Below are 23478 nucleotides of genomic sequence, written 5' to 3' on the forward strand. Positions count from 1 at the left end.
ATCGCAAATGATTGTCAAAGCCATGAATGTGCATGTGGCGATGTGTCACGACGCCAGGCTCCGGCTGATCGTGAGGGAATTGGAGTCCATCATCTGTATGTAGGTCCCGGCGTCCGACCCCACGTCCCCGAGTGACTCGGTGAACAGGGAAACGACGGCGACGGGCAACCTCGCCTCCCAAGCCAGCACTTCGGCGAGCCGATTCGGTTGTGACGAATCCACGAAGATTGCCGGCGCCTTCGCGGAAGTGATGGTGGCGGCGAGTTGCGACAGGTCGGAAGCGCTGGGTGACGCCAGCGTGGTCCCACTCGGAATGACCGCGCCGACCACCTCGAAATCGAATCGCTCTGCGAGATAGCCGAATACATGATGGTTGGTGACCAGTGTGCGGCGCTCTTCCGGAATGCCTGCGAACCGAGACGTCATCCGCTCGGTCAGCTCCTCGAGTTGACCCGAGTAGTCATCGGATCGATCTCGAATCACCTGTGCGTCCACACCGGTCACGTGCTCGATGACCGCGTCGCGAACAAGGGCGACAGCTTCGCGCATGCGGTCCGGATCGGTCCAGATATGTGGGTCCAGTAAGCCCGAGGACTGCCCGGTGCCGTATTCGATGGGCCGCACACGCTCACCGACCTCGAGAATCGGGATCGACTCGGCCCGTGCAGCTTCGACGGTGCTTCCCAGTCCCTCTTCGAGTCCGAGTCCGTTTGATACGACGAGATCGGCGCTCTCCACCCGTGCGGCTTCCGGCGCCGAGATCTCGAACGAGTGCGGGTCGGCATTCCTCGGCATCAGCACCATGACGTCGGCCTGATCCCCGACGACGTTCTCCACCACGTCGCCCAGAATGTTCGTCGTCACCACCACCAACGGGCCATCGGAGGCGGAGGAGGTACACGCGGTGACGGCCGAGGCGGTGAGCGCGAGCAGAAGACCGAGCGGCACCAGGCGCCGCAACGTCGCGGTCATGAACCCACGACGCTGACCGAGGAGGCGGAAATTCCGACATCGAGCCTGCGCGCTATTCGTGCGTTGTCTCGATAGTCGATCTCTATCACGGCTTTCGCTTCCGGGTCGGTGACGTAGGCGCGATTGCCGCCGACGGTGATCGCTGCGGACTCGTGCAGCTCGTCGCCGGTCAAGGCCGGGGCGGATGCCGTCTCCGCCCCGGACGCTGCGTCGAACACCCGAAAGGTGCCGTCGGCGAGGACGGCGAAGAGCGAGCGTCCGTCGCCGGACAGGTTTACGTCGAGCGCCGCGGCGGGCGTCCGAACGTGGGTCCAGTGGCGGGTCAACGGATCGAGCAGCAGCACACCGTCATTGGCGGTAGGTGATCCCGCTGTCGCGGCCAGGAGGGGCGTTCCGTCGGTCCCCCGGAACGCGGTGGGGCGGTTGCTCGGTCCGATGCCTTCCGGGTACGGAATCTTCTCCGCCGTCCACTGTCCGCCGGTGACGCGTGCGAGGAAGACTCCGTCGTCACACGCCGCGAGCGCGTAGGAGTCGAAGACGGCGTGTCCGTTCGCTGCAGGGCACGCGACGTCGAATGCCGTCTCCACCCGGCCGTCCGCGTTGCGGAGCTCGAACGAAGCCGGTACGAAAGCCCCTGCGCCGGTGCCCGATCGGGATACGAGGTAGCGATCGGCGACAGGTATCACCATTCCGGTGTGCGCAGATGCGGACGGCACGACCTCGCCGACCTCGGCGCTGTCCTTGCGCAGCTGCGCGAAGTCGATCACGTCGGCGCGGCCGTCGGCATCGAAAAATGTGGCGACCTTGTCGTCACCGATCACGACGGCTCCCGGCTGTTCGCCGGTCAGCTTGCCGATCTCCATGGGCGCCTTGGTGTAGGAGTGGTTGTGGTCGCCGTGGTCGATGGTCCATGATCCGGCGTCGACCACATGCACGGTGCCGCCCGATGCATCGACTGCGAACGCGTAGCGGTCCTTGACTGTGGTGAGGACCGTCGGATGGTCGAATTGGAAGGAATGGACCTTATCGGCGGTCGTGAGATCGAGGACGTCGACACGGCCGGACAGCGCGTCTGCGACGACCAGTCGAGGCTCGGGTCCCTCTACCTCGGTGGCTCCTGCTTCGGCCGCGAGATCGCTGCCCGGCCTGGTCTGGCCGGTGGGCGCGGTCTCGCCCGTCGCGTCCGAGCCGCACCCGGTCGATATCAGCGCGGCGATCGACGTGGCGATCGCCGCGCGCACCAGTGTCGTGTTCTGCACTATGCACTCCATCTATTATTAATGATAATCATTGCCGATAGGCTAGCCAATCGGCACAGGCGCGGGCGAACTCGGTGCACGAAGGCGCATCACTGCAGTTCGGATGAGTATGGCGACGAAGAATTGCAGCACGGCCAGTCCGGCAATGGTGGAGCCCGCGGCGGTGTCGGCGTTCCATGACACGATCAGTCCGAGGGCTGTGGCCGACCATCCGAGCAACACGGCCAGGCTCATGGTTGCGACAAGCGAGCGGCCGAAGAGTGCCGCGGTGGCGGACGGTGCAACCAGGAGTCCGAAGACGAGCAATGTTCCGACGATGCGGAACGACGCTACGACGGCGAGGACTACCAGGGCGAGCAGCGCCAGGTGCGCCAACCGCGGGCGCAGTCCCAGTGTGTGTGCTTTGCGTTCGTCGAAGACCAGAGCAACGAACGGCCGATAGGCCGCCACGGAGATCAGGGCTGCGACGACAACGGCTGCGGTGAGCCAGATCAGATCGTTCCACGTTGCCGACAGCACATCCCCGAACAGGAATGCCGTGAGATCGACCGCGAACGATCGTGCCCGCGAGACGATGACCACACCGAGTGCGAGCATTCCGACGAACAGCAGACCGATGCCCGTGTCCTCGGACAGCCGGGAATTTTTCGACACCCACGACACGCCGAGAATCATCACCACCGCGCTCGCGGCTGCGCCGAGGACGAGGTTGGCGCTCGCGAGGTACGCGACCGCCACGCCGGGCAACATCCCGTGGGAGATGGCCTCACTCATGAACGCCATTCCGCGTACCACCACCCAGGTGCCCACCAACCCGCACAGAACGGAGACCAGCATTCCGGCGAACAACGCCCGGCGAACGAAAGACACCATGAACGGATCGAGTAGCCACTGCATGGTGCTAACCTAAGCGATAATGATTGTCGTAAGCGAACTCACCGTGCGGTACGGGACCGCCGTGGCGCTGAGCGGTGTCAGCGCATCGTTCACCGAGCGGACGGTTACCGCGCTCATGGGGCACAACGGGTCCGGCAAGTCGACGCTGCTCCACGCACTGGCCGGCATCCTGCGCCCTACGGCCGGAAGCATCGACGGCCTCCGCGGGCGGCGCGTCGCCTACGTGCCACAACGCACGGCGGTCGGGGACAACCTGCCCCTCACGGTGCGCGAGCTCGTCGGCATGGGCGCGTGGCAGCGCCGCGGACTGTTTCGCCGCCTCACCCCCGACGACCGCCAAGCTGTGGAGGCCGCGTTGACGAGGCTCGGCATCACGGATATCGCTGCGCGGCAAGTAGGTACGCTGTCGGGCGGTCAACGGCAACGCGCGTTGCTCGCTCAGGCGCTCGTGCAACGCGGTGACCTACTGCTCCTCGACGAGCCGACCACCGGACTCGATGCGCAGGCCCGCGCCGTGATCAACGACGTGATCGACGAAGAAGCCGCACGAGGTGCCATCGTCGTCGTGGCCACCCACGAACTGCTCGATGCCGAGCGCGCCGGTCGCACGCTGACGTTGACGGCCGGGTCTCTTCAGGTGCCGACGGCCTCCTCCAACGCACGCAGTTCGTCGTCGAGGTAGTCGAGCATCGGCAGTAGACGCGGGACGGTCCGTCTGCAGCCCGTCAAGCCGAAGGAGATGTCTCCCGCTCGGGAGGTGCAGGTAATGTTGAGGGCCTGACCGTCGACCGGAATCGACAACGGGTACAACGCATCCAACCGTGCGCCATTCCAGTACCGCGGCGTGCGGGGCCCCGCCACGTTGGAGATCACTACGTTGAATGGCGGCGGCATACCCATCGATCGCCCGAGCAGCATCGTCAACGCCTGAGGCGCGGCGCTGATAGCGCTCAATGCAAGAACCTGCGCGGTGTTCATTGCGCGCAGAGCCGATTTGCCTTCGAGCATGGACGACCGTATCGCCGCGAGGCGCCGCGCCGGATCCGCGAGGTCGGTGGCGAGATTGCACATCAGCAGTCCAACGTCGTTGCCGGTGCGGCTCTCCCGTGCCTCGTTGCGCAACGACACCGGGACCATGGCGATCAGAGCCCGATCGGGCAGTGCAGCCAACGATTGCATATACGTGCGCAAAGCGCCCGCGCACATCGCGAGGACCACGTCATTGACTGTGTAGTCGACCACGTCCGCGATTCGCTCGAGACGCTCGATCGCCCATGACCGCGCAGCGAATTCGCGTGCGGCGGCGATAGGAACGTTGAACATCGTCTTCGGGGCCGTGAATGCGAGGTGCCCACTCTGAGCACGCAGCGCCTTCTCGGTGGCGGACGCAAGGGCGGGAACGATGCTCGCAGTGTCACGCACCACCGACCCTGCTGCGGCCAGAACTCGTGCGGCGGAACTGGGCGACGGGGTTTCGTCGCGCCTCACCACGCGCAGATGGGTAGGCCGACCGGCCTTCACCCACGGAGGGGGCATATTCCGATCACCCGGGTCTTTGCTCAGCGCACCGTGCAGCATTTTCATGCCCGAGACGCCGTCGGCGACGGCATGATGCAGCTTCGTATAGACGCCGTAGCGACCGTCGGCCAAACCCTCGATCAGGTGTACTTCCCAGAGCGGACGATGGCGGTCGAGAAGTGTTCCGTGCAGGCGGGAACAGAGGGCGAAGAGTTCGGCCATTCCGCCGGGCCGTGCAAGTGCATCGTGGCGGATGTGATGCCCTAGATCGAAGTTCTCGTCCTCCTCCCAACCCCATTGGCCGAGTGTGCTCCACGAACGACGCGCTCGCTCGCGAAGTTTCGGCGACACCTCGGTGTCGGCGAGGGTGCGATCGAACAGGGATCGCACGTCCATCGCGTCGGCGCCGTCGGGGGGCTCGAAGAGCTGAAGACAGCCCACGTGCATGGGATTCCCGCGAGATTCGCCGAGTAGAAACAGTGAGTCCACCGGTGACATCGGCAGCAGCATGCGATGAATCCTTCTGTTACCGACGTTCAGAAGGACGACTGCTTCGCGCACTTGCCGGATGGCTTTTCATCACTTCAACCCCTCACGCCGCCGGAATGCATTCTTCATGGCACCGGCGGGGTCCAGGGCGGTGATGGGCCCGAGTGTATCGGCGAGCCGGGCGGCGTGGCAAGCGGATGAGTGGAGGCGGCTACCGGCGGTGTGTCTGCAGAATGTGCTCGCACGGGATGCTGCGGTCGGTCACGCCCGCAGCGACATCGGTCAACCGAAGCCTGCGTCTTCTGGAGTAGGCACGCAAAAGGTGAAACGCCTCGCTCAATTCCAGGTCACCGCGCTCCGCCAATGCACCTTTCGCCTGTTCGATGACCACGCGTGTGTCGAGTGCATTCTGAAGGTGGTGGTTCAGTTCCGTAGTGGCCCGAATCTCCCGATCTTGGACGATCGCGATGGCTGCGAGATCGGCCAGCGCACGCGCCACTCTCGCATCGCGGGCGGGGAGCTCTCGGCGCTCGATGTGGAGTAGGTTGAACGCACCGATCGTCTCGGCGCGCCACCGTAAGGGAACCGCGTACACGGCGTGATAGCCCAGCGACTCGGCATGTTCGACGAACTCCGGCCAGCGGCCCGTTTCGGCAGACAGGTCAACGCTCGAGCACGGCTCACCGGAACGCACTGTATCGAGGCACGGCCCGTGGCCCGTCCGTAGCTGGAGTAATTCCAGGAATCGAACGTTCTCATCGCTGGACGCCATGACTTTCAGATCACCGGCGCCGTCGACGAGAACGAGACCGGCAGCTGCCATGCTGCACAGCGCAACGCTGTGCTCTATCAGAGAATTCAGCGATTCGAACAGATCGAAGTCGCTGGCGACCAGATGTCCGCCCAGGTCCACGAAGGCCTTGATCAGTAACTCTTCCCGGACGTCGTCGGTCACTACCTCATCGTAGGCGCCGACGAACGTCTGGGAGGCGAGTGTTCGGTTAGTGCTCGCGTGGCAGTTCGACGAGTACGAGCCGGTTGCCGTCGGGATCTCGGAAATAGAACATGGGCGGTACGTAGTCGCCGAGGCGCATGACCTCCGCGTCCACATCGACACCGTGCGCCGCGAGAGTCGCATGATCGGCGTCGGCGTCCGCAGTGGACAGCCGAATGCCCGTCTCGACGCCGGCCGGTGCGCCCTCACGTTCCGGAACCAGGGCAATGGACGTGACTGATCCCGGGGGTGCCACCTCGACCCAGCGCTGCCCCTCGCCGAACTCGGCATCCATGCGGCGTTCGAAACCGAGTGTGCTGACGTAGAATTCGAGGGCCCTGTCCTGATCGGTGACAGGCACGGCCACCGTATGCACCCCGGTGATGTGTGTCTTGCGCTGTGCGGTCACGGTGTCATCCCCTTCTCATCACCCCTCCTCGCCCGAGTTCACGGCTGCGCGAACGCCTTCTCGAGTGCGGCGATGTCCAACTTGCGCATCTGGAGCATCGCCTGAACTGCGCGCTGGGCCGCGGCGGTGTCGGGGTCGCTCATCAGCTCGTACAGGCGTTCGGGGACCACCTGCCAGGAGACTCCGAAGCGGTCCTTCACCCACCCGCACTGGCTTTCCTCGCCACCGTCTGACGTGAAAGCCGCCCAGTATCGGTCTACCTCGTCCTGATCCTTACACCGCACTTCGAACGAGATGGCTTCGCTGAACGTGAATTGCGGGCCGCCGTTGAGTGCGGTGAACGGCTGCCCGTTGATGTCGAAGGACACCGTCATCACCTTGCCCTCGGGGCCGGGTGTGCCGGGCGCGTAATAGGTCACGTCGGTGATTCGTGAGTCCGGGAAGAGGGAGGTGTAGAACTTTGCTGCCTCTTCACCGCGGTCGTCGAACCAGAGGCAAGGGGTGATGGGTTTCATGGCGTAGTCCTCTCGGGTGTTCTCGATCAATCCTCACCGATATGGACCACGCACATGCCCGAAACTCATCGCCCGGCGGCCACGAATCTCAGCGGACCGTCCGAGTGGTAGCCACAGCAATCGCACCGAGCAGCCCCACCAGGGCAAACGCATAGAAGCCCCACGGGACGGCGTAACCGGCTCCGAGCATCACCCCACCGAGAATGGGGCCGCAGATCGCGCCGACGCGGCCCACGCCTGCAGACCAGCCCAGCGCGGTCGCACGGATCTGCGGCGGATGGTTGGCCGACGTGAATGCGTAGACCAGCACCTGCGCACTGAACACGAAGCACCCGGCGAGAAACACCAGCACGTAAATCCCGAAGGACACCTTGACGCTGAGCAACGCCAGGAACACCGCGGCGCCGGCGAACCAGATGATCGCCGCAGGACGCGGGCCGATTCTGTTGGCCACGCCGCCCGCGATCAGAAGTCCGACCACCGCGCCGGCATTGAGGATGAGCAGGAAGGTGAGCGAGGCCCCGAGGTTGTATCCGGCTTCCCGCATGATGGTCGGCAACCAGGTGTTGAGTCCGTAGACAAGCAGAAGTCCCATGAAGGACGTGACCCAGATAGCGATGCTGTTGCGCAGGAAGGGAGGTGAGAACAGGGCGCGCACCGGATTGGTGGCGGACGCGACGGGTGCGTCAGCGGCCGGCGCGGGTTCCAGTTCCAGTCCGTACTGCTTCGCGATGGCCTCGGCCTCGGAACGCTTGCCCTGCGCGAGGAGGTACGACGGCGATTCGGGGAGGTAACGCAACATCAGGGGAATCAGCACGATCGCGGGCAGCGCACCTGCAACGAACATCGACCGCCAGCCGAACGGCTCGATCAGCACGATGGCCAGCGCGGCCGTCGCGACCGCACCCACGTGATACCCGGTCATCAGCAGGGTCGATGCCGAACCGCCGCCTTGCTTCTTCGAGAATTCGTTGACCAGAGCAAGCGCCGTCGGGAGTGCGCCACCGAGGCCCACGCCGGCGAGGAACCGGAACAGTCCGAAGAAGAACGGGTTGGGCGCTACCGCGCACAGCAGCGTCAAGAGCGAGAAGGCCGCGACCGCGTACAGCAGCGCGCGCCTGCGGCCGATCACGTCGGTGAGTGTGCCGATGACGAGCGCCCCGATCGTCATGCCTACCAGGCCGAACGTCGAGATGAACGTGATCGTGCCTGTAGACAGACTCCAGTCGGCGTCGTCCCGCAGCGAGGGGATCACGGCGCCGAGCACCACGAGATCGAACCCGTCGAGTAACACCGCCACCCAGCAGAGAGGTGCGACCCAGAGGGCAGTGGAGGAGCGCATCGCGCTCCTTTCGGAAGTGGTCATCAGATCCTCGGCTTCAGCAGTGTTCGTTAGTTGAACACAAGTTCATATTGCGCACCGATTGTGGGGTGAGTCATATATCCGTGTCAAACGGCGTCGGTGCGCCGCACCACACGCGGAATACTGGCGGCATGGCCGGAGCCGACGAACGCAGCATGTTGGGCCGGGCATTTCTCGTTCTCGGTGCGTTCACGTCGGAACGGCCGCGTCTGTCCCAGTCGGAGTTGAGCAGGCGTACCGGTCTACCCCTGCCCACCGTGCATCGGCTGTGCCGGCAGTTGGTGGAACACGGCGCGCTCGAGCGGGCCGACGACGGAACCTACGAAATCGGGGTCCAGCTGTGGGAATTGGGGGCTCTCGCGCCGCGCGCCCACGGACTGCGGCAGGTGGCGCTGCCGTATCTCGAGGACCTCTACGAGGCCACCCGCGAAAACGTCCAGCTGGTGGTCCGGGAGGGACTCGAAGCGCTGTACATCGAGCGACTGTCCGCGCGGGGTGCCGTGACCGTGGTCGGGCGTGCCGGGGGACGGCTGCCGCTGCACGCGTCGAGTGGTGGTCTGGTTCTGCTGGCGTTCGGCGGCGGCGAGTTGCTCGACGCCGTGCTCGCAGCCGGTCTCGAGCGCTTCACCCCGGCGACCATCATCACCGAACACCGGCTTCGGAGCACCCTCGACGACATTCGCCGAACCGGATGGGTCACCTGCCGTGAACATCTCAATGTCGGGACACTGGCCGTGGCAGCGCCGGTGTCGCGGTCGACGGGCGAGGTCGTGGCCGCCGTGTCGGTCGTGGTGCCTGCGGAGAAGGATCCGGCACCGCTGATTCCCGCCGTGCGGGCGGCGGCACGGGGCATCTCCCGCGGCGTCGCCTAATCGTCTTTCACTCAGTGAAAGTGGGGGTGTCGGTAGTGCGGTTCGGGCGCAACAGTGACTGGTGTCACGAACTACGCGAGGAGTCTGCGCATGAACACACAGGTCGGGATCGTCGGCGGAGGCCCCGCAGGACTGATGCTGTCCCACCTTCTGCACCTGCAGGGCATCGAGTCGGTGGTACTCGAAACCCGCACCCGCGAGGAGGTCGAGGGCACGATCCGCGCCGGTGTGCTCGAGCAGAACACGGTGGATCTGATGGTCGACACCGGGCTCGGCGACCGCATCAAGCGTGAGGGGCACACCCATCAGGGCATCGAACTGCGGTTCGGCGGCAAGGGGCACCGCATCGCGTTCGACGAACTCACCGGCGGCCGCGCGGTCACGGTGTACCCGCAGCACGAGGTGCTGAAGGACCTCATCGCCCGCAGGCTCGCGGACGGCGGTGACCTCCGCTTCGGCGTATCGGACGTGCACGTGCACGACCACACGTCCGAATCCCCCAAAATCACCTATCGCGATGCCGACGGCAACGAACAGACCCTCACGTGCGCCCTCGTCGGCGGATGCGACGGGTCGCGGACCAGCACCCGCGCCCTGATCCCGGCGACCACCGTGCGGACGGACCACTTCCGTCAGTACCCGTTCGCCTGGTTCGGCATCCTCGCCGAGGCCCCGCCGTCGTCGGAAGAGCTCATCTACGCCAACCACCCGCGCGGCTTCGCGCTGATCAGCACCCGCACCCCGCAGGTGCAGCGGCACTACCTGCAGGTCGACCCCGACGATTCGGTGGACAACTGGTCCGACGACCGTATCTGGTCCGAACTGCACGCCCGCGTCGACGGCGAGGGCGCAGAAATCAAAGACGGCAAGATCTTTCAGAAATCGATCCTGCAGTTCCGCAGCTTCGTGTGCGAACCCATGCAGCACGGCAACCTCTTCCTGGCCGGCGACGCCGCCCACACCGTGCCGCCCACCGGCGCGAAGGGCATGAACCTCGCGATCGCCGACGTCTACTTCCTGTCCAAGGCGATGTCCGAATACTTCACCACCCGCAGTCGGGCCGGGCTCGACAGCTACACCGACACGGTAATGCCGCGCGTCTGGCGCACCCAGCACTTCTCCTGGTGGATGTCCTCGATGCTGCACCGGCTCCCCGACGACACCGGATTCGGCCACAAGCGGCAGATCGCCGAACTCGACATGGTCACCCGATCCGTCGCCGGACGCACCCTCATCGCCGAGAACTATGTGGGTACCCCGCTCGAGCTGTGAGTACTTATTAACCGCGGGCGGTTGATAAGTACTCACAGGCGGCGGAGCCGCTTCTGGCGGGAAACGACTGCACTCACAAACTAGAACCTGTTACATTCGCCGGAGGGAGAACGACAACAGGAGCCGCCATGATCCTCGATCGGTTCAGAGTGGACGGCCGGGTCGCCGTCGTCACGGGCGCGGGCCGCGGCATCGGCGCGGCCACCGCGGTGGGGCTTGCGGAGGCGGGCGCTCACGTCGTCATCTCCGCCCGCCATGCCGATCAGCTGCAGAAGGTGGCGGCGCAGGTCGAGGAGGCCGGGCGACGCGCGTTGGTCGTGCCCGCCGATCTCATGGATCTGCACGCCGTCGCCGCGCTCGCGGACGCCGCGCAGGAAGAGTTCGGAAGGCTCGACATCGTCGTCAACAACGTCGGCGGCACCATCCCCAACGGCCTTCTCGACACCGACTCGGACTATCTCGAGGAGGCATTCCATTTCAATGTGAGCACCGCACATGCACTGGTGCGGGCAGCGGTACCGCACATGCTCGCGCACGACGGCGGGTCGGTGGTGAACATTTCGTCGGTGATGGGCAGGCTGTCCGGCCGCGGCTATCTGGCCTACGGAACCGCGAAAGCCGCACTGGCGCACTACACCCGGCTGGCAGCGCGCGATCTGAGCCCGAACATCCGCGTCAATGCGATCGCCGTGGGGTCGGTGTTGACGTCCGCACTCGAATTCGTCGCCTCCGACGAGGCAGTGAAAGCGTCGATGGAAAGTGTCACCCCGCTCGGCCGGATCGGCGACCCCGAAGACATCGCGGCGGCCGTGCTCTACCTGTCCTCGAAGGCGGGTTCGTACATCACCGGCAAGGTACTCGAGGTCGACGGAGGCCTCGACCAGCCGAACCTCGACCTCGGCCTTCCTGATCTGAAACTCGGAGAGAAGCCATGAGCTACCGCGTCGTCGAATGGTCCACCGGCACAGTCGGGCGACATGCCATCGCAGGGATCGATGCCCGCGACGACCTCGAACTGGTCGGCGTCTGGGTGTCGAATCCGGACAAGGTCGGGAAGGACGCCGGTGAACTGGCCGGCCTCGACCGTGAACTCGGGGTGAGGGCCACCGACGACAAGGCGGCCCTGCTCGCGTTGAAACCGGATTGCATCGTGCATACCGCGATGACGGACGACCGCATCTTCGAGGCCGTCGAGGAGCTGATCTCCTTTCTCGAAGCGGGCGTCAACGTCGTGTCCTCGGGTCCGGTGCTGCTGCAATATCCGATCGGCGTCGTCCCGGCCGAACTCGTCGACCGCATCCGCCGTGCCGGCGAGCAGGGTGGCGCCAGTCTGCACGTCAACGGCATCGACCCAGGGTTCGCCAATGACGTTCTGCCGCTGGCCATGACAAGTTTGTCGCAGCGCATCGACGAGGTCCGCTGTTACGAGATCGCCGACTACTCCACGTACTACCAGCCCGTGGTGATGCGGGACATCTTCGGATTCGGGAAACCTCTCGACGAGACGCCTATGCTGTTTCAGCCCGGAGTGCTGTCGCTGGCGTGGGGAAGCGTCGTCCGCCAGATCGCGGCAGGCCTCGACATCACACTCGACGAGCCGCTGGTGGAGAAGGTCGCACGGATTCCGGCAGACCGCGACCTCGACGTCGTGTCCTGTCTCATCCCCGCAGGCACGACGGCTGCCGTGCGGTTCGAGGTCATCGGCACCGTCGACGGCGTACCGCGCGTGGCACTCGAGCACATCACCCGGACGCATCCGGACCAAATGCCCGAGTGGCCGAAGCCGAACCGCGGTGACGGCTGCTATCGCATCGACATCACGGGTGAGCCGATGATGTCCGTCGAGTTCAACCACAACGGCGAAAACGGTGACCACAACGTGTCGGGCATGATCGTCACCGCGATGCGATTGGTGAACTCGGTGCATGCCGTCGTCGAGGCCGAACCCGGACTCGTCACCGCACTGGATCTGCCGCTCATCACCGGTCGCGGGTTGTGCGCTCCGCGCCCCGTGAGTACTTATTAACATCGGGTGGTTAAGAAGTCCTCACAGGGGCGAAGCCCTCACGGGCGGAGCCGTCAGTGCGCCTCGGCGAGCTCCGCTCCGATGCCGGTCTCGGCGCGCACCAGCATTTCGGCGAACTTCTCGTCTCGGTCGGACTTGATGCCGTTCCGCCGTTCCGCGACGAGCGAGCCGATCACTGCTGCAGCCAAACCCAGAGGCATTGTGATGATGACGGGCAATTGGATGGTGAGTGGTGCCGGTCCGCTACCCAACCAGAGCGCCTCTGTGAACATCAGGCTGATCACGGTCGACGCCAGCCCCACCGAGATTCCCCACACGGCTCCTGTGCTGTTGAACCGTCGCCAGTTGAGACTGAGGAGCAGGCTGGGCAGGTGAGCGCTTCCCGCCACCATGAACGCCATTCCCATGAAGTAGGTGATATTCGTGCTGTCGCCAATTGCCATGGTCAGCCCGATGGCGATGATGCTGAACGCAACCGCGGCGTACCGCGCGATCTTTGCTTCGCGGATGTCCGTGGATTCCGTGTCGGCGGCTTTCGTGCGGGTGACGGTGGGCCAGACATCGTGCGCGAAAGTGCCCGCCGCCGAGATCACCACACCGGCGACCACGGCGACGATGCTGGCGAATGCCACGGCCGCCACCATGGCCAAGGCGATCGATCCGCCTACGGTGCCGACGCCACCGCCGAGTTCGGTGACCAGGGTGGGTGCCGCAAGGTTGCCGCCGGCACCGACGCGATCTGCTCCGTCGGGTCCGAGGAGTGCAGCGGTGCCGAATCCCATCACGATGACGATCAGGTAGAAGGCGCTGCACAGCGCGACAGTCCAGCCGAGAGACTTCCGTGCCGTCGCGGCCTCCGGGACCGTGAAGAAGCGAATGAGGATGTGCGCCATGCCCGCGGTGCCGAGGGCGAAGGCCAGTGAGTAGGAGATGAGATTGATTGCGCCGGTCTGTCCGAAGATGAGTCCGGGCGTCAGGATCGCGTCTCCTGCGGCGGCGTTGTCGGTGGCGTCGGACAAGACGGACGGGAGACTGAACCCGAACTTCGCCAGAATTCCCAAGCAGACGATGATGGCCAGGACGGACAAGATGGACGACTTGATCACCTGAACCCAGGTGGTGGCAAGCATGCCGCCGACAAACACATAAATGCCCATCAAACTTCCGGCGACGACGACGGACAGCCCGAAGGGAATGCCCGACACCGACTCGAGCAGGACGCCCGCCGCGACGAGCTGGGCCAGCAGCACGAATGTGCCGGTGACGATCGTGCTGAGCGCGACCACCACCCGGACCTGCCGGGCACCTGTCCGGAACACGAGAACGTCAGCAAGAGTGTACTTTCCGACGTTGCGCATCTTCTCGGCGAGGAGGAACAGCACCGGCAGGAAGGAGACGACGGAGGTACACAAAATCACCGCCCCGTCGACGCCCTTGTAGAAGATCAGTCCGGTGGTACCCAGGAAGCTACCCGCGGAGATGAACTCGCCGGCAATCGCGAAACCGTTCTGCCAGCCGGTGATCGAGCGACCGGCCGCAAAGAAGCCGGTGGCGCTGCGACTGCGCCGGGACGCGGCAAAGGTGACCCAGAGGGTCAGGGAGATGACCGCAGAGCAAATGGCAATGGCAAGGTAATCGGCTTCGCCCGTCATGCGGCACGCTCCTGTTGGCGTAGTTCGATGGCCAGTACGGCCGCATCGGCGGCCGGCTGAATGTAGGTCCGGGATAGCCGGAAGTAGGCGTACACCAGAAGCCAGGTGCCGGCGAACTGGGAGAACACCACCCACAGTGAGAGCGGTATGCCCAATAGTGCAGTCCCGCCGAGCACTTCGGGGAAGAAGGCGAACCCGACGAGGAAGCTGGTGAACAATCCGACCGCGACGACGCCGAGGCTTGCCGTCACGGCGCGGCGGCGTCGTCGCAGTTCGACGAACTCCGGCAACGCGAGGATCGGTGACCAGATCGCGCTGTCGGATTCGGCCAGGGAGGCGTGGGTGGTCATGCGTGCACCGCCGCACGGCGCGCGGAGTCGAGCGCGAACCGGTTCTCGTCCCAGCCGTCGGTCAGCGGCCCGAAGTAGTGGAAGCGGACCTGCTTGCGACGGTACAGCCAGCGGTCGCCGACACGGACCACCTCGTCGGTGTATCGGCCCGCCGCGATCGACGACGTGCCACCCGACACGCACGGTTGCCACAGAAACGAGCGCACGGTCGCGCGGTCACCGTCGAGGTCGATCTCGAGGTTGGTGATGAAGTGCCAGAACGCCGTGAGGCCACCGGCGGCGAGCCCGGAGAAAAACTCCTTCATCTCGGCCTTACCGCGGGGGTTCGACAAGCCGTCGAACTCTCCGTCGTCGGTGAACAAGTCCATCAGAGCGTCCCAGTCGCCGTCGTCGAGTAGACGGCAGTACTGCGCGTCGAGTGTCCGGATGGACTCGAGGTCTTCCAGTCGGCGGATTCGTTCTTCGAGGGTGCTCAAGGCGGCGTACCTCCACGGTGCAGAGCGGGTGAGAAGACACGGTCATTAACGGCCGTTCATGTGATGGGGACCATAATCGAGGGTGGGAGGGTAGTCAAGACGACGGTTGTTGCCCATCCGTCCTGGTCGCTCTACCCTCCGAGGGATGAACACTCGGTCAATCGTCGCCGCTCAGCCGACCGTTCGGCAGCGCATTCTGGACACTGCGCTCGACGAGTTCTACTTCTCGGGATTTCACGCGGCGACGATGCGGAACATCGCGAAAAATGCCGGTTGTAGTGCGGCGAACGTGTACAACCACTTCGAGAACAAGGCCGAGCTGCTCGTCGACATTCTGCGTTCCGCCAGTGACGAGCAGTTCACCGCTACCCGGAACGCCCTGCGGAAAGCGGGCCCTGCGCCGGCGGACCGGTGGCGTGCTGCCGTGGTGGCGCACTCGCTGTACACCGCGCGACACCAGCGCGCCTGCCTGGTCGCCAACACGGAGCTGCGGTACCTCGAAGAAGTCGATCGCAAGCGGGTGGTGGGGTCCCGGGACGCGCAGGAACATCTCTTCGTCACCATTGCGGAAGAGGGTGTGACCAGCGGAGACTTCGCTGTTCCCCACGTTCACCAGGCTGTCACCGCGGTCTTGACCATGTGCGCCGGCATCGCTCTCTGGTACCGGACCGAGGGCCCTCTCTCGGCGCAAGCGGTTGCCGATTCGTACGGCGTCTATGCGCTCAACCTCGTGGGATACCGCGCACCCTGAGTCGGCGCTGTCCGAGGTCACCGTTGACGCCGGCGGCGCACCCGTGCTGTACTGGGTGAACAAGCGTTAATGTGATTCGGGTGTGGAACCTGAGTTCCCCCGTCTCGCGCCCCGAATCTCGAATGGATGAGGAGTGTCCATGACTCACCGGCCGTCACAGCCGCGAACCGATTCGCCGCGATATCTCACCGAGGACCGACTGGCGATCCGTGACCTGGCACGCGACTTCGCGATGAGCCAGGTGCTGCCCGTCGCCAACGAACTCGATCCGGTCCAGGGGACCATCCCTGACACCCTCAAGAAGGCCATGGCGGACGTCGGGTTCTTCGGCATCATGATCCCCGAGGAGCACGGTGGTCTCGGTCTCGGTGTATTCGAGTACTGCCTTGTGGCCGAGGAACTCTCCCGTGCGTGGATGAGCGTGTCGGGACTCCTGGCGCGTGGCAACGGGATGGGGGGCGGCTTCACGCCGGAGCAGGAAGCCGATCTGCTGCCCAAGGTGGCGCGGGGTGAGTACCTGGGTGCCTACGCGTTGTCCGAGGCGGAGGCCGGTTCCGACGTCGCCAACATCTCGTGCCGCGCGGTCCGGGACGGCGGCGACTGGGTGGTGAGCGGCACCAAGATGTGGTGCACCTATGCCGACGAGGCCGACTACCTCGTTCTCTTCGCCCGGACGGACCCGCAGAAGGATCCGGCCAAGCCGCATCGCGGCATCAGCGCCTTCCTCATCGAGAAGGAGCGCGGCGAGTTCCCGCAGGGCATCAGTGGTACCAAGATTCGCAAGATCGGCTATTTCGGCTGGAACACGTGGGAGTTGTCGTTCGACAACTACCGGGTGCCGGCCAGCGCGATGCTGGGTGAGGAAGGCAAGGGCTTCTACCTGGCAGTGAGTGGTCTGGAGGTGGGTCGTGCGCACACTGCTGCGCGGGCCATCGGCCTCGCCCGGGCCGCGCTCGAGGACTCGATCGCCTACCTCCACACCCGTCGGCAGTTCGGTCACGAACTGGCAGATTTTCAGCATCTGCGCTTCAAGGTCGCGACGATGGCGGCCGACATCGAAGCTGCCCGCCAGCTCATGTACTCGGTGGCCACCGATATCGACACCGGACGCCGGTGCTCTCTCGAAGCGTCGATGTGCAAACTCGTCGCGACCGAGATGGCCGAACGCGTCACCAGTGAGGCCGTGCAAATCCATGGGGGCGCGGGCTACACCACCGACTTCCAAGTGGAAAGACATTGGCGCGACGCACGATTGACGAAGATTTTCGAAGGTACGAGTGAAATTCAGATGCGGATCATCTCGGACGAGTTGCTGGGAAGAGTGTCGGTATGAGTGTCCTCACGCAACAGCAGCGCCTGGCTGTCGGCGATCGGGCCGTCAGCGCCGAGCGTCGGGTGTCCGACGTCATTGCCGCGTCGGGCGCTACGTTCCCCGGATCGGGTGCGTCACTCACAGGGGTCGTGGTCGCCGGAGCGCTCGACGAATCGAACCTGGACGGCGCAGCCCGAACGGGTCTGCAATGGAACACCGTGTCGGCGGTAGAGGCCGACGACGTCGTTCTGGCCGAGTCGGTGATCACCCGTGTTCAGCGGTCCGAGGACACGGTGGAGGTCGACCGGCATCTGCGGTTGATCGACGAGAACGGAAACGTCCGGGAGCAAGGAATCGAAACCTGGCGGCTGCCTGAGGGGTCTGCCGTCGGAACCGATCCGGCCACGGACTTTTGCACCGTCGCGTGGGCGGAGCTGCTCCGCGAACCACTTGCCGACGACCGGAACTTCACCTCGTCGTTGGCCACCTGGGACGGGACGATTGGCCTGTGCTGCCTCGACGGTTCGGGGCACAGCCGTGAGGTGCATCTGAGAATCTACCGTGGACGCATCATCGACATCAGTCGGCGTGTTCCCGGGGGTGCGACGTTCACGCTTCGCGCGCCGGCGTCCACATGGGTGGACTTGGTGTTCGGTGAACATCACGACTTCATGCGGCGTGCAATCCGAGGTGAATTCTCCTCAGCGGGAGACGGTTACGAATACCTGCGTCTCACCAAACCACTCGACATCCTCGTCACCCACGCCCGGGCCGCCGCGAATGACCGACGACGCGCGCAGAACGACATTTCGCCACTCACCGGGGGAAGGGAGGCCCGCTCATGATCGAGGCCCGCTATCTGAACATCGATGGCGCTCTCGGGTTCGTCGAGATCGTCACACCCGACACGTCCACGGACGGCACACCCACGGTGCTGTGCCTGCACACCGCGGGACAGAGCGGGGTGCAATGGCGGCACGTGGCATCGGCACTGGCGAGGAGGGGTTATCGGGTGATCGTGCCCGACCTTCCCGGTCACGGCCGTTCCGAGCCTGCGGTCGGCGGACCCGTCACCGATCTCGTCGTCTATGGGAACTGGCTGTGGAAAGTGCTCGACCTGCTCGGAGTCGAGCGGCCTTATGTCATAGGCTGCTCGATCGGCGGGAAGCTGACTCTCGAGTTGGCGACGCGCCCCGAGCGCCCATTGGCCGGTGCAATCGCGATGGCAGCCGAGGCAGGCCCCGGCCGGGTCAACGTCGGCGGACTGCGGCGCGAACTCGAGGATGTCGCCGGTCCGAGTCGCGGTGACCGCACCTACCTCGGCACCCTGGCCTCGGTAGGTCACTCCGTGCCCGCGGAGGCAGCCCAGCTGATCGCCACGATGCACAAGCGTGAAGACCCGGAGATTTCGTCGTCGGATCTCATCGCCTGGGGAATGCATGACGTCCGAAACCGTCTGGCCCACACCACGTGCCCGCTCCACGTCGTCGCCGGAGAGCAGGACCCCTGGATCCAGACCGGTGCGGTCGAGAAGGTGGCAGCGCTGATCAATTCGGCGCGACCGGGCTACGCGCGCTACACCAAGCTCGACGGAATCGGCCACTACCCCATGGAGGAGGTCGACGACTTCGCGTCGTTGGCGGACCAGTGGCTGACCGAGCTACGTTCGGCGGAGGTGCTCTCGTGACGGCACACGACACGGCCACCCGCCATGACACGCTCGCTTCGCTGCTCGACGAACTGGTGACGGCCGACCCGGATGCCGTCATGACGATCGACGTCGTGGGTGACAGGCGGGTACCCATAAGCCGCGCGGAGTTCGCTGCACGCGCCTCCGGTGTGGCGTCGGAACTGCGACAGGCCGGTATTCGGCGTGGCCAGTGTGTGGCTGTGCTGCTGCCGAACTGGTCGGATGCGGTGCTCTGGCAATGGGCGGCGTCGGCGGTCGGGGCGCACGTCATCGGCGTGAACACCCGCTACAACACCCAGGAGATCGCCCACATTCTCACCTCGGCCAGGCCGGCGGTAGTCGCGGTGGCCGCCCGGTTCCACGGACTCGATCTGTACGGACGCCTACGGGATGCGCAGCAGTCCCTCGACACCCCGGCTCCGGTGATCGCCGTCGTGCGAGGGCCGGAAGAGGGCGCGTCCGAGCTCGAGCGCGCCGCGTTCGACCTCGGCAGTGGCGCCTGGAACGTGGGTCGCGGGATCGACGGTTCTGTGCGGGTTCCGCAGACGCCCGACATGGCGACCACGACCGTGACCGGTGCCCACGCGGACGCCGCCGACCCTCTTGCAGTGGCATTTACGACTTCGGGATCCACCGGGGTACCTAAACTGGCCGCACATCGGGAATGTGCAGTCGTTCGCCACGCACGCGCGGACGCCCGCCTTCTCGGCATCGAGCCCGGTGATGTGACCCTGTGTGTGCTACCGGTGTCCGGCGTCTTCGGATTCAGCACCGCGATGGCCACGCTCGCGGGCGGTGGTGCGCTGCTGATGGAACCGGTGTTCGACGCCTCCGCGACCTTGCGTCGTATGCAGTCGGAGAAGGTCACGCACGTCGTGGGCGGCGACGACCTCTTCACCCGCCTGTACGACACCTGGCACGGCGGGGAACGCGCCGACCTGTCCTCGCTGAAGAGGATCGGCATCGCCGATTTCCTCGGCCGATCTCATGAGGTGGCAGCGTGGGTGCGCGAAAAATTCGGTGCCGTCACCACTGGTGTCTTCGGGTCGTCCGAGGTGTTCGCCCTGATGCTGCTCTGGACGGATGACGACCCGGAGTCGTTGCGGTGGAACGGTGGTGGACGCCCGGTGTCGCCGGAGATCGAGGTTCGGATAGCCGACCCTCTGGACGACACCGTACTACCGGACGGTCAGCAGGGTGAACTTCAGGTCCGCGGACCGAACGTCGTCGACGCGTATCTCGGTAATCCGGATGCAGTGGCGCGAGCATTCACAGCGGACGGGTGGTTTCGCAGCGGCGATCTTGCCGTCGCAACGGGCGACGGGGGTTATACGTACGTCTGCCGGATGGGTGACGTACTGCGGTTGCGCGGATTCCTGGTGGATCCGGCGGAGATCGAGCACCGGTTGGCCGAACACGAGTCCGTGCACCTGGCGAAGGTCGTCGGGATCACCGGCGACGGCGGATACACCCAGGCAATCGCCTTCGTCGTCCCCACCGAGGGGGCAGAAATCGGCGCTGCCGAACTGAAGGCCTGGTGCGCAGAGTCGTTGGCAGCGTTCAAGGTTCCGAGCGCAGTGCACATCATCGAACGAATGCCCACCACGGTGGGTGGAAACGGAACCAAGATCCGAGCGGTCGAGCTGCGCGAATGGGCGCAGCAGTGGACCGATCACGAAAGGGATTTCCGCAGTGCCTGAAAACTCGAATGCCCAGGCGAACGATGTCGTCGTCTGTGAGCCCCTGCGTACCCCGGTCGGACGTTATGGCGGGCAGTTCAAGGACGTTCCGGCCGCGGACCTCGGTGCCCGCGTGGTGTCCGAGCTACTGGCCCGCACGAAGATCGAACCGGACGGCGTCGACGACGTCATCTTCGGGCAGTGCTACCCCAACGGGGAAGCACCTGCCATCGGCAGGGTGGTGGCACTGGACGCCGGCCTGCCGGTGACCGTTCCCGGACAGCAACTCGATCGCCGCTGCGGGTCGGGCCTGCAAGCAGTGCTCGACGCAGCGATGCGGGTGCAGACGGGGGTGGCCGAGTTGGTCATCGCCGGCGGCGTGGAGTCGATGAGTCGTGCCGAGTATTACACCGAGTCGATGCGCTGGGGAGCGGGCGGTGCGCCGGCAGCACTCCACGACCGTCTGGCTCGCGGGCGGGTGACCGCGGGCGGCCGAAACTACCCGGTTCCCGGCGGCATGCTCGAGACGGCAGAGAACCTGCGTCGCAAGTACGCCATCAGCCGCAGCGAGCAGGACGAACTTGCGGTGAAATCCCATCAGAGGGCAGTCGCAGCGATCGAGTCGGGGAAGTTCGGCGAGGAGATCGTTCCGGTGGAGGTTCCCCGCCGCAAGGGTGACCCGCAGCGTGTCGATCGGGACGAGCACCCCCGGGCGGACACGACGGTCGAGTCACTCGCCCGGTTGCGCCCGATCATGGGTCACAGCGACCCCGATGCGACCGTCACCGCAGGCAACGCAAGTGGGCAAAACGACGGCGCCGCAGCCTGTCTCGTCACCACGCGTGCCCATGCGGAGCGTCTCGGCCTTCGGCCACTCGCACGACTGGTCACCTGGGCGGTGGCCGGGGTCGAGCCGTCCGAAATGGGTATCGGACCGGTGCCGTCCACCGAGCGGGCACTGAAGCGCGCGGGGCTGACGCTCGCAGACATCGACCTGATCGAACTGAACGAGGCATTTGCGGCACAGGCGCTGGCCGTCACGCGGGAATGGGAGTTCGGTACCCAGGATTTCGACCGCACCAACGTCAACGGGTCGGGGATCTCGCTCGGTCATCCCGTCGGTGCGACGGGAGTGCGGATCCTCGCCACCCTGTTGCGCGAGATGGACCGTCGCGGCGCCCGCTACGGACTCGAAACGATGTGCATCGGCGGCGGCCAGGGTTTGACGGCCATCTTCGAGCGGGTGTAGCCACTCAGCTGTCGAGAGTCCGGATCCAGTCGGTGAGCGCCCGCACAACCTGTGCGGGCGCTTCCGGCAGTAGTGCGTGACTGGCGTTCGGGATGACGGACACGGTGACCACTTCGCCCAACTGGTCCCGCAGTTCGTTCGCCGTCTCGCGGGGTCGAAACGGGTCCAGAGCTGCCTGAAGGTCGAGGATCGGCTGATGCGCCACGGCCCACCACTCGTCTTTGGGTGTAGCGGCCGAGGCTGCGAGCTGCCGCTTCGACACGTCCGGGTACCAGCCGGTGAGCCACTCGGCGGGGTCGTTGCCGGGTGCGAAGAACCCGGTCTGCAGATGGCGGATCCGCTCGGATTGGGGCAGGTACGCGTCGGCGCACTGCACCGCCAGCGTGGTCAACTCGGCAGGATAGTGCCGCGCCCCACCGGCCGCGACCACGACGCCGCGCACCAGCTCGGGCCGGTCGGCGGCCAGCATCCGGGCGACGTAATGCCCGAAGGCATGGCCGACCACCACTGCCGCGCCGTTGTCCTGCGCCTCGATCACTGCCGCCACGTCGGCGGCGAGGTCATGCAAGGTGATGTTGTCGAGCGGCCCTTCGCTCCGGCCGATTCCGCGGGGCTGCGGGCGGGAGACACGGTACCCGTTCCGCGCCAAACCCTCTGCGACGTCGCCATAGTCGTACGATTCGCGGCCCAGTGAGGGCAACAGAATTACCGACGGACCGTCACCCTCGACGACGACCTCGATCACCGCGTCGCTCGTGTGCACGAACTCGGTCGTTCTGCCTGTCATCATGCTTCCTGTCCTATACAGCAATGCCCCGGGTGAGGCGATGCGAATCGTCTCACCCGGGGAAATGGTGGGTGGGTATCAGTCCGTGGCGGGATCGAGCGCGAAGTCGTAGTCGACCACCTTACGTCCCGCATCGTCGATCACTGGATCGAGCAGCAGTTCGGGTTTGGTCGCGGTGGCGACATCGTCGTCGACCCAGTCCCCACCGGCAAAGTACAGCTGCGTGATGATCGGCTGCTTGCCGGGAGAGGTCACCCGTAGGTGGAGGTGCGCCGGACGCCACGGGTGCCACCCGGCAGCCTCGATGAACTGGCCGGTGGGTCCGTCGGTCGGGATTTGGTACGGCGCAGGCTGGATCGTCGTGATCTCGTATCTTCCCTCCGAGTCGGTCACGATGGTTCCGCGCAGATTCCACTCGGGGAGGTGCGGGGCGAACTGGGAGTAATAGCCTTCGTCGTCGGCATGCCACAACTCGATGGTTGCCCCGCTGAGTCCTGCGCCGTCCAGGTCGGTCACCTCACCCCGGAGGACCAGCGCCGGGTGCGCCCGATCTTCGTCACGCATCGGAAGCGTGCACCGGGCCGGGAGCTGTGGGGCTTCGGGAACGTAGTACGGACCCTCGATGCTTCCTTTGGTGCCCTTGAAGTTCCGCGAGTTCACCGCTTCGATGTCGTGCTCGACGAACACGTCGAGAAGTAGCGGCCACTCACCGCCCTCGCCCACATCGATGAGCCACTGCTTGAGGACGCGGTACTCCGGATAGGTGACGGCATGTTTCTTGATCAGCGCGCTCAATCCGGCGAGCGCCTCGGTAGCGATGGCGGACAGACGCTCCGGCGAGGTATCGGCCGTGAATCTGGCGCCCTTGAATTTGTCCGTCGCGGCGTTGCCGGAGCCGACCGCGGTGGGGCTTTCGGTGGTGGTCATATTCACTCCTGGTCTGAGG

24 protein-coding genes are annotated in these 23478 nt (G+C 65.3%); 11 read left to right on the top strand and 13 right to left on the bottom strand.

All coding sequences use genetic code 11. The features are described from left to right. Nucleotides 1-45: 45 nt before the first annotated feature. Genes aztC through aztB form a run of 3 tightly spaced genes read right to left on the bottom strand, consistent with a single transcriptional unit; the run spans nucleotide 46 to nucleotide 3128 of the window. Nucleotides 46-972, bottom strand: a complete 927-nt coding sequence (gene aztC / locus ACH49N_RS12320; protein ID WP_358272123.1) for a zinc ABC transporter substrate-binding protein AztC — start codon at nucleotides 970-972, stop codon at nucleotides 46-48. Continuing rightward, nucleotides 969-2231, bottom strand: coding sequence for an ABC transporter (locus ACH49N_RS12325; RefSeq protein WP_358272122.1), 1263 nt, complete (start codon nucleotides 2229-2231; stop codon nucleotides 969-971). The genes aztC and ACH49N_RS12325 overlap by 4 nt, the downstream gene beginning before the upstream one ends. A 42-nt stretch (nucleotides 2232-2273) precedes the next feature. Continuing rightward, nucleotides 2274-3128: a zinc ABC transporter permease AztB gene (gene aztB / locus ACH49N_RS12330; RefSeq protein ID WP_358272121.1), complete on the bottom strand. Its 855-nt coding sequence runs from the start codon at nucleotides 3126-3128 to the stop codon at nucleotides 2274-2276. Between the two features lie 19 nt (nucleotides 3129-3147). Here aztB and aztA point away from each other — a divergent pair, with 19 nt between their 5' ends. Continuing rightward, nucleotides 3148-3810 (top strand): zinc ABC transporter ATP-binding protein AztA, encoded by a 663-nt coding sequence (gene aztA / locus ACH49N_RS12335; protein ID WP_358272119.1) that lies wholly within the window; start codon nucleotides 3148-3150, stop codon nucleotides 3808-3810. Here aztA and ACH49N_RS12340 read toward each other — a convergent pair. The 5 genes from ACH49N_RS12340 to ACH49N_RS12360 form a co-directional block, all read right to left on the bottom strand. Beyond that, nucleotides 3762-5156, bottom strand: coding sequence for a wax ester/triacylglycerol synthase family O-acyltransferase (locus ACH49N_RS12340; protein ID WP_358272117.1), 1395 nt, complete (start codon nucleotides 5154-5156; stop codon nucleotides 3762-3764). The two genes, aztA and ACH49N_RS12340, sit on opposite strands and share 49 nt — an antisense overlap. Before the next feature lie 190 nt (nucleotides 5157-5346). Beyond that, on the bottom strand, nucleotides 5347-6090 hold the full coding sequence (locus ACH49N_RS12345; protein WP_358272116.1) for a GAF and ANTAR domain-containing protein: 744 nt from the start codon (nucleotides 6088-6090) through the stop codon (nucleotides 5347-5349). Between the two features lie 46 nt (nucleotides 6091-6136). Then, nucleotides 6137-6538: a VOC family protein gene (locus ACH49N_RS12350; protein WP_358272114.1), complete on the bottom strand. Its 402-nt coding sequence runs from the start codon at nucleotides 6536-6538 to the stop codon at nucleotides 6137-6139. A gap of 38 nt (nucleotides 6539-6576) precedes the next feature. Beyond that, nucleotides 6577-7053 (bottom strand): VOC family protein, encoded by a 477-nt coding sequence (locus tag ACH49N_RS12355; protein WP_109334005.1) that lies wholly within the window; start codon nucleotides 7051-7053, stop codon nucleotides 6577-6579. An 88-nt stretch (nucleotides 7054-7141) separates the two neighbouring features. Next, nucleotides 7142-8419 carry an aromatic acid/H+ symport family MFS transporter gene (locus tag ACH49N_RS12360; RefSeq protein ID WP_250767614.1) on the bottom strand — a complete coding sequence of 426 codons (1278 nt, stop codon included), beginning with the start codon at nucleotides 8417-8419 and terminating at the stop codon, nucleotides 7142-7144. A gap of 128 nt (nucleotides 8420-8547) precedes the next feature. On the opposite strand from ACH49N_RS12360, the gene ACH49N_RS12365 reads away from it, so the two are divergent. The 4 genes from ACH49N_RS12365 to ACH49N_RS12380 all read left to right on the top strand — a co-directional run bounded on the left by ACH49N_RS12365 (nucleotide 8548) and on the right by ACH49N_RS12380 (nucleotide 12586). Continuing rightward, the gene (locus tag ACH49N_RS12365; RefSeq protein WP_317767378.1) at nucleotides 8548-9288 is read left to right on the top strand and encodes an IclR family transcriptional regulator; all 741 of its coding nucleotides are present in this window, start codon (nucleotides 8548-8550) and stop codon (nucleotides 9286-9288) included. Between the two features lie 90 nt (nucleotides 9289-9378). Further along, complete coding sequence (locus ACH49N_RS12370) at nucleotides 9379-10560, top strand: 4-hydroxybenzoate 3-monooxygenase (RefSeq protein ID WP_358272111.1); 1182 nt, start codon at nucleotides 9379-9381, stop codon at nucleotides 10558-10560. 128 nt (nucleotides 10561-10688) lie between these two features. Continuing rightward, entirely contained in the window at nucleotides 10689-11495 is an 807-nt protein-coding gene (locus ACH49N_RS12375) for an SDR family oxidoreductase (RefSeq protein ID WP_358272109.1), read from the top strand. Then, nucleotides 11492-12586 (top strand): diacylglycerol kinase, encoded by a 1095-nt coding sequence (locus tag ACH49N_RS12380; RefSeq protein WP_358272107.1) that lies wholly within the window; start codon nucleotides 11492-11494, stop codon nucleotides 12584-12586. Before ACH49N_RS12375 ends, ACH49N_RS12380 begins: the two co-directional genes overlap by 4 nt. A 53-nt stretch (nucleotides 12587-12639) precedes the next feature. On the opposite strand, the gene ACH49N_RS12385 is transcribed toward ACH49N_RS12380, so the two are convergent. The 3 genes from ACH49N_RS12385 to ACH49N_RS12395 are packed head-to-tail and all read right to left on the bottom strand — an operon-like array spanning nucleotide 12640 to nucleotide 15064. Continuing rightward, a complete protein-coding gene (locus ACH49N_RS12385) occupies nucleotides 12640-14238 on the bottom strand; it encodes a cation acetate symporter (RefSeq protein WP_109333993.1) in 1599 nt (532 codons plus the stop codon). Beyond that, complete coding sequence (locus ACH49N_RS12390) at nucleotides 14235-14588, bottom strand: DUF485 domain-containing protein (RefSeq protein ID WP_358272105.1); 354 nt, start codon at nucleotides 14586-14588, stop codon at nucleotides 14235-14237. Before ACH49N_RS12390 ends, ACH49N_RS12385 begins: the two co-directional genes overlap by 4 nt. Next, nucleotides 14585-15064: a nuclear transport factor 2 family protein gene (locus ACH49N_RS12395; RefSeq protein ID WP_250767653.1), complete on the bottom strand. Its 480-nt coding sequence runs from the start codon at nucleotides 15062-15064 to the stop codon at nucleotides 14585-14587. Before ACH49N_RS12395 ends, ACH49N_RS12390 begins: the two co-directional genes overlap by 4 nt. A 145-nt stretch (nucleotides 15065-15209) precedes the next feature. Here ACH49N_RS12395 and ACH49N_RS12400 point away from each other — a divergent pair, with 145 nt between their 5' ends. The 6 genes from ACH49N_RS12400 to ACH49N_RS12425 all read left to right on the top strand — a co-directional run bounded on the left by ACH49N_RS12400 (nucleotide 15210) and on the right by ACH49N_RS12425 (nucleotide 21745). Beyond that, nucleotides 15210-15815: a TetR/AcrR family transcriptional regulator gene (locus tag ACH49N_RS12400; protein ID WP_358272103.1), complete on the top strand. Its 606-nt coding sequence runs from the start codon at nucleotides 15210-15212 to the stop codon at nucleotides 15813-15815. 139 nt (nucleotides 15816-15954) lie between these two features. Further along, nucleotides 15955-17148, top strand: a complete 1194-nt coding sequence (locus tag ACH49N_RS12405; protein WP_358272102.1) for an acyl-CoA dehydrogenase family protein — start codon at nucleotides 15955-15957, stop codon at nucleotides 17146-17148. Then, nucleotides 17145-17972, top strand: a complete 828-nt coding sequence (locus ACH49N_RS12410; RefSeq protein ID WP_358272100.1) for a hypothetical protein — start codon at nucleotides 17145-17147, stop codon at nucleotides 17970-17972. The genes ACH49N_RS12405 and ACH49N_RS12410 overlap by 4 nt, the downstream gene beginning before the upstream one ends. Then, nucleotides 17969-18814, top strand: coding sequence for an alpha/beta hydrolase (locus tag ACH49N_RS12415; protein ID WP_358272099.1), 846 nt, complete (start codon nucleotides 17969-17971; stop codon nucleotides 18812-18814). Before ACH49N_RS12410 ends, ACH49N_RS12415 begins: the two co-directional genes overlap by 4 nt. Beyond that, a complete protein-coding gene (locus tag ACH49N_RS12420) occupies nucleotides 18811-20517 on the top strand; it encodes an AMP-binding protein (RefSeq protein WP_358272097.1) in 1707 nt (568 codons plus the stop codon). Before ACH49N_RS12415 ends, ACH49N_RS12420 begins: the two co-directional genes overlap by 4 nt. Further along, on the top strand, nucleotides 20510-21745 hold the full coding sequence (locus ACH49N_RS12425) for an acetyl-CoA C-acetyltransferase (RefSeq protein WP_358272095.1): 1236 nt from the start codon (nucleotides 20510-20512) through the stop codon (nucleotides 21743-21745). Before ACH49N_RS12420 ends, ACH49N_RS12425 begins: the two co-directional genes overlap by 8 nt. Before the next feature lie 4 nt (nucleotides 21746-21749). On the opposite strand, the gene ACH49N_RS12430 is transcribed toward ACH49N_RS12425, so the two are convergent. Continuing rightward, on the bottom strand, nucleotides 21750-22535 hold the full coding sequence (locus ACH49N_RS12430) for an alpha/beta hydrolase (protein ID WP_358272093.1): 786 nt from the start codon (nucleotides 22533-22535) through the stop codon (nucleotides 21750-21752). Between the two features lie 75 nt (nucleotides 22536-22610). Further along, nucleotides 22611-23459 carry a catechol 1,2-dioxygenase gene (gene catA / locus ACH49N_RS12435; RefSeq protein ID WP_358272092.1) on the bottom strand — a complete coding sequence of 283 codons (849 nt, stop codon included), beginning with the start codon at nucleotides 23457-23459 and terminating at the stop codon, nucleotides 22611-22613. Nucleotides 23460-23478: the final 19 nt, after the last annotated feature.

Origin of the sequence: Rhodococcus sp. NPDC019647 (assembly GCF_044389235.1) — a bacterium.
Lineage (GTDB): Bacteria > Actinomycetota > Actinomycetes > Mycobacteriales > Mycobacteriaceae > Rhodococcus_F > Rhodococcus_F oxybenzonivorans.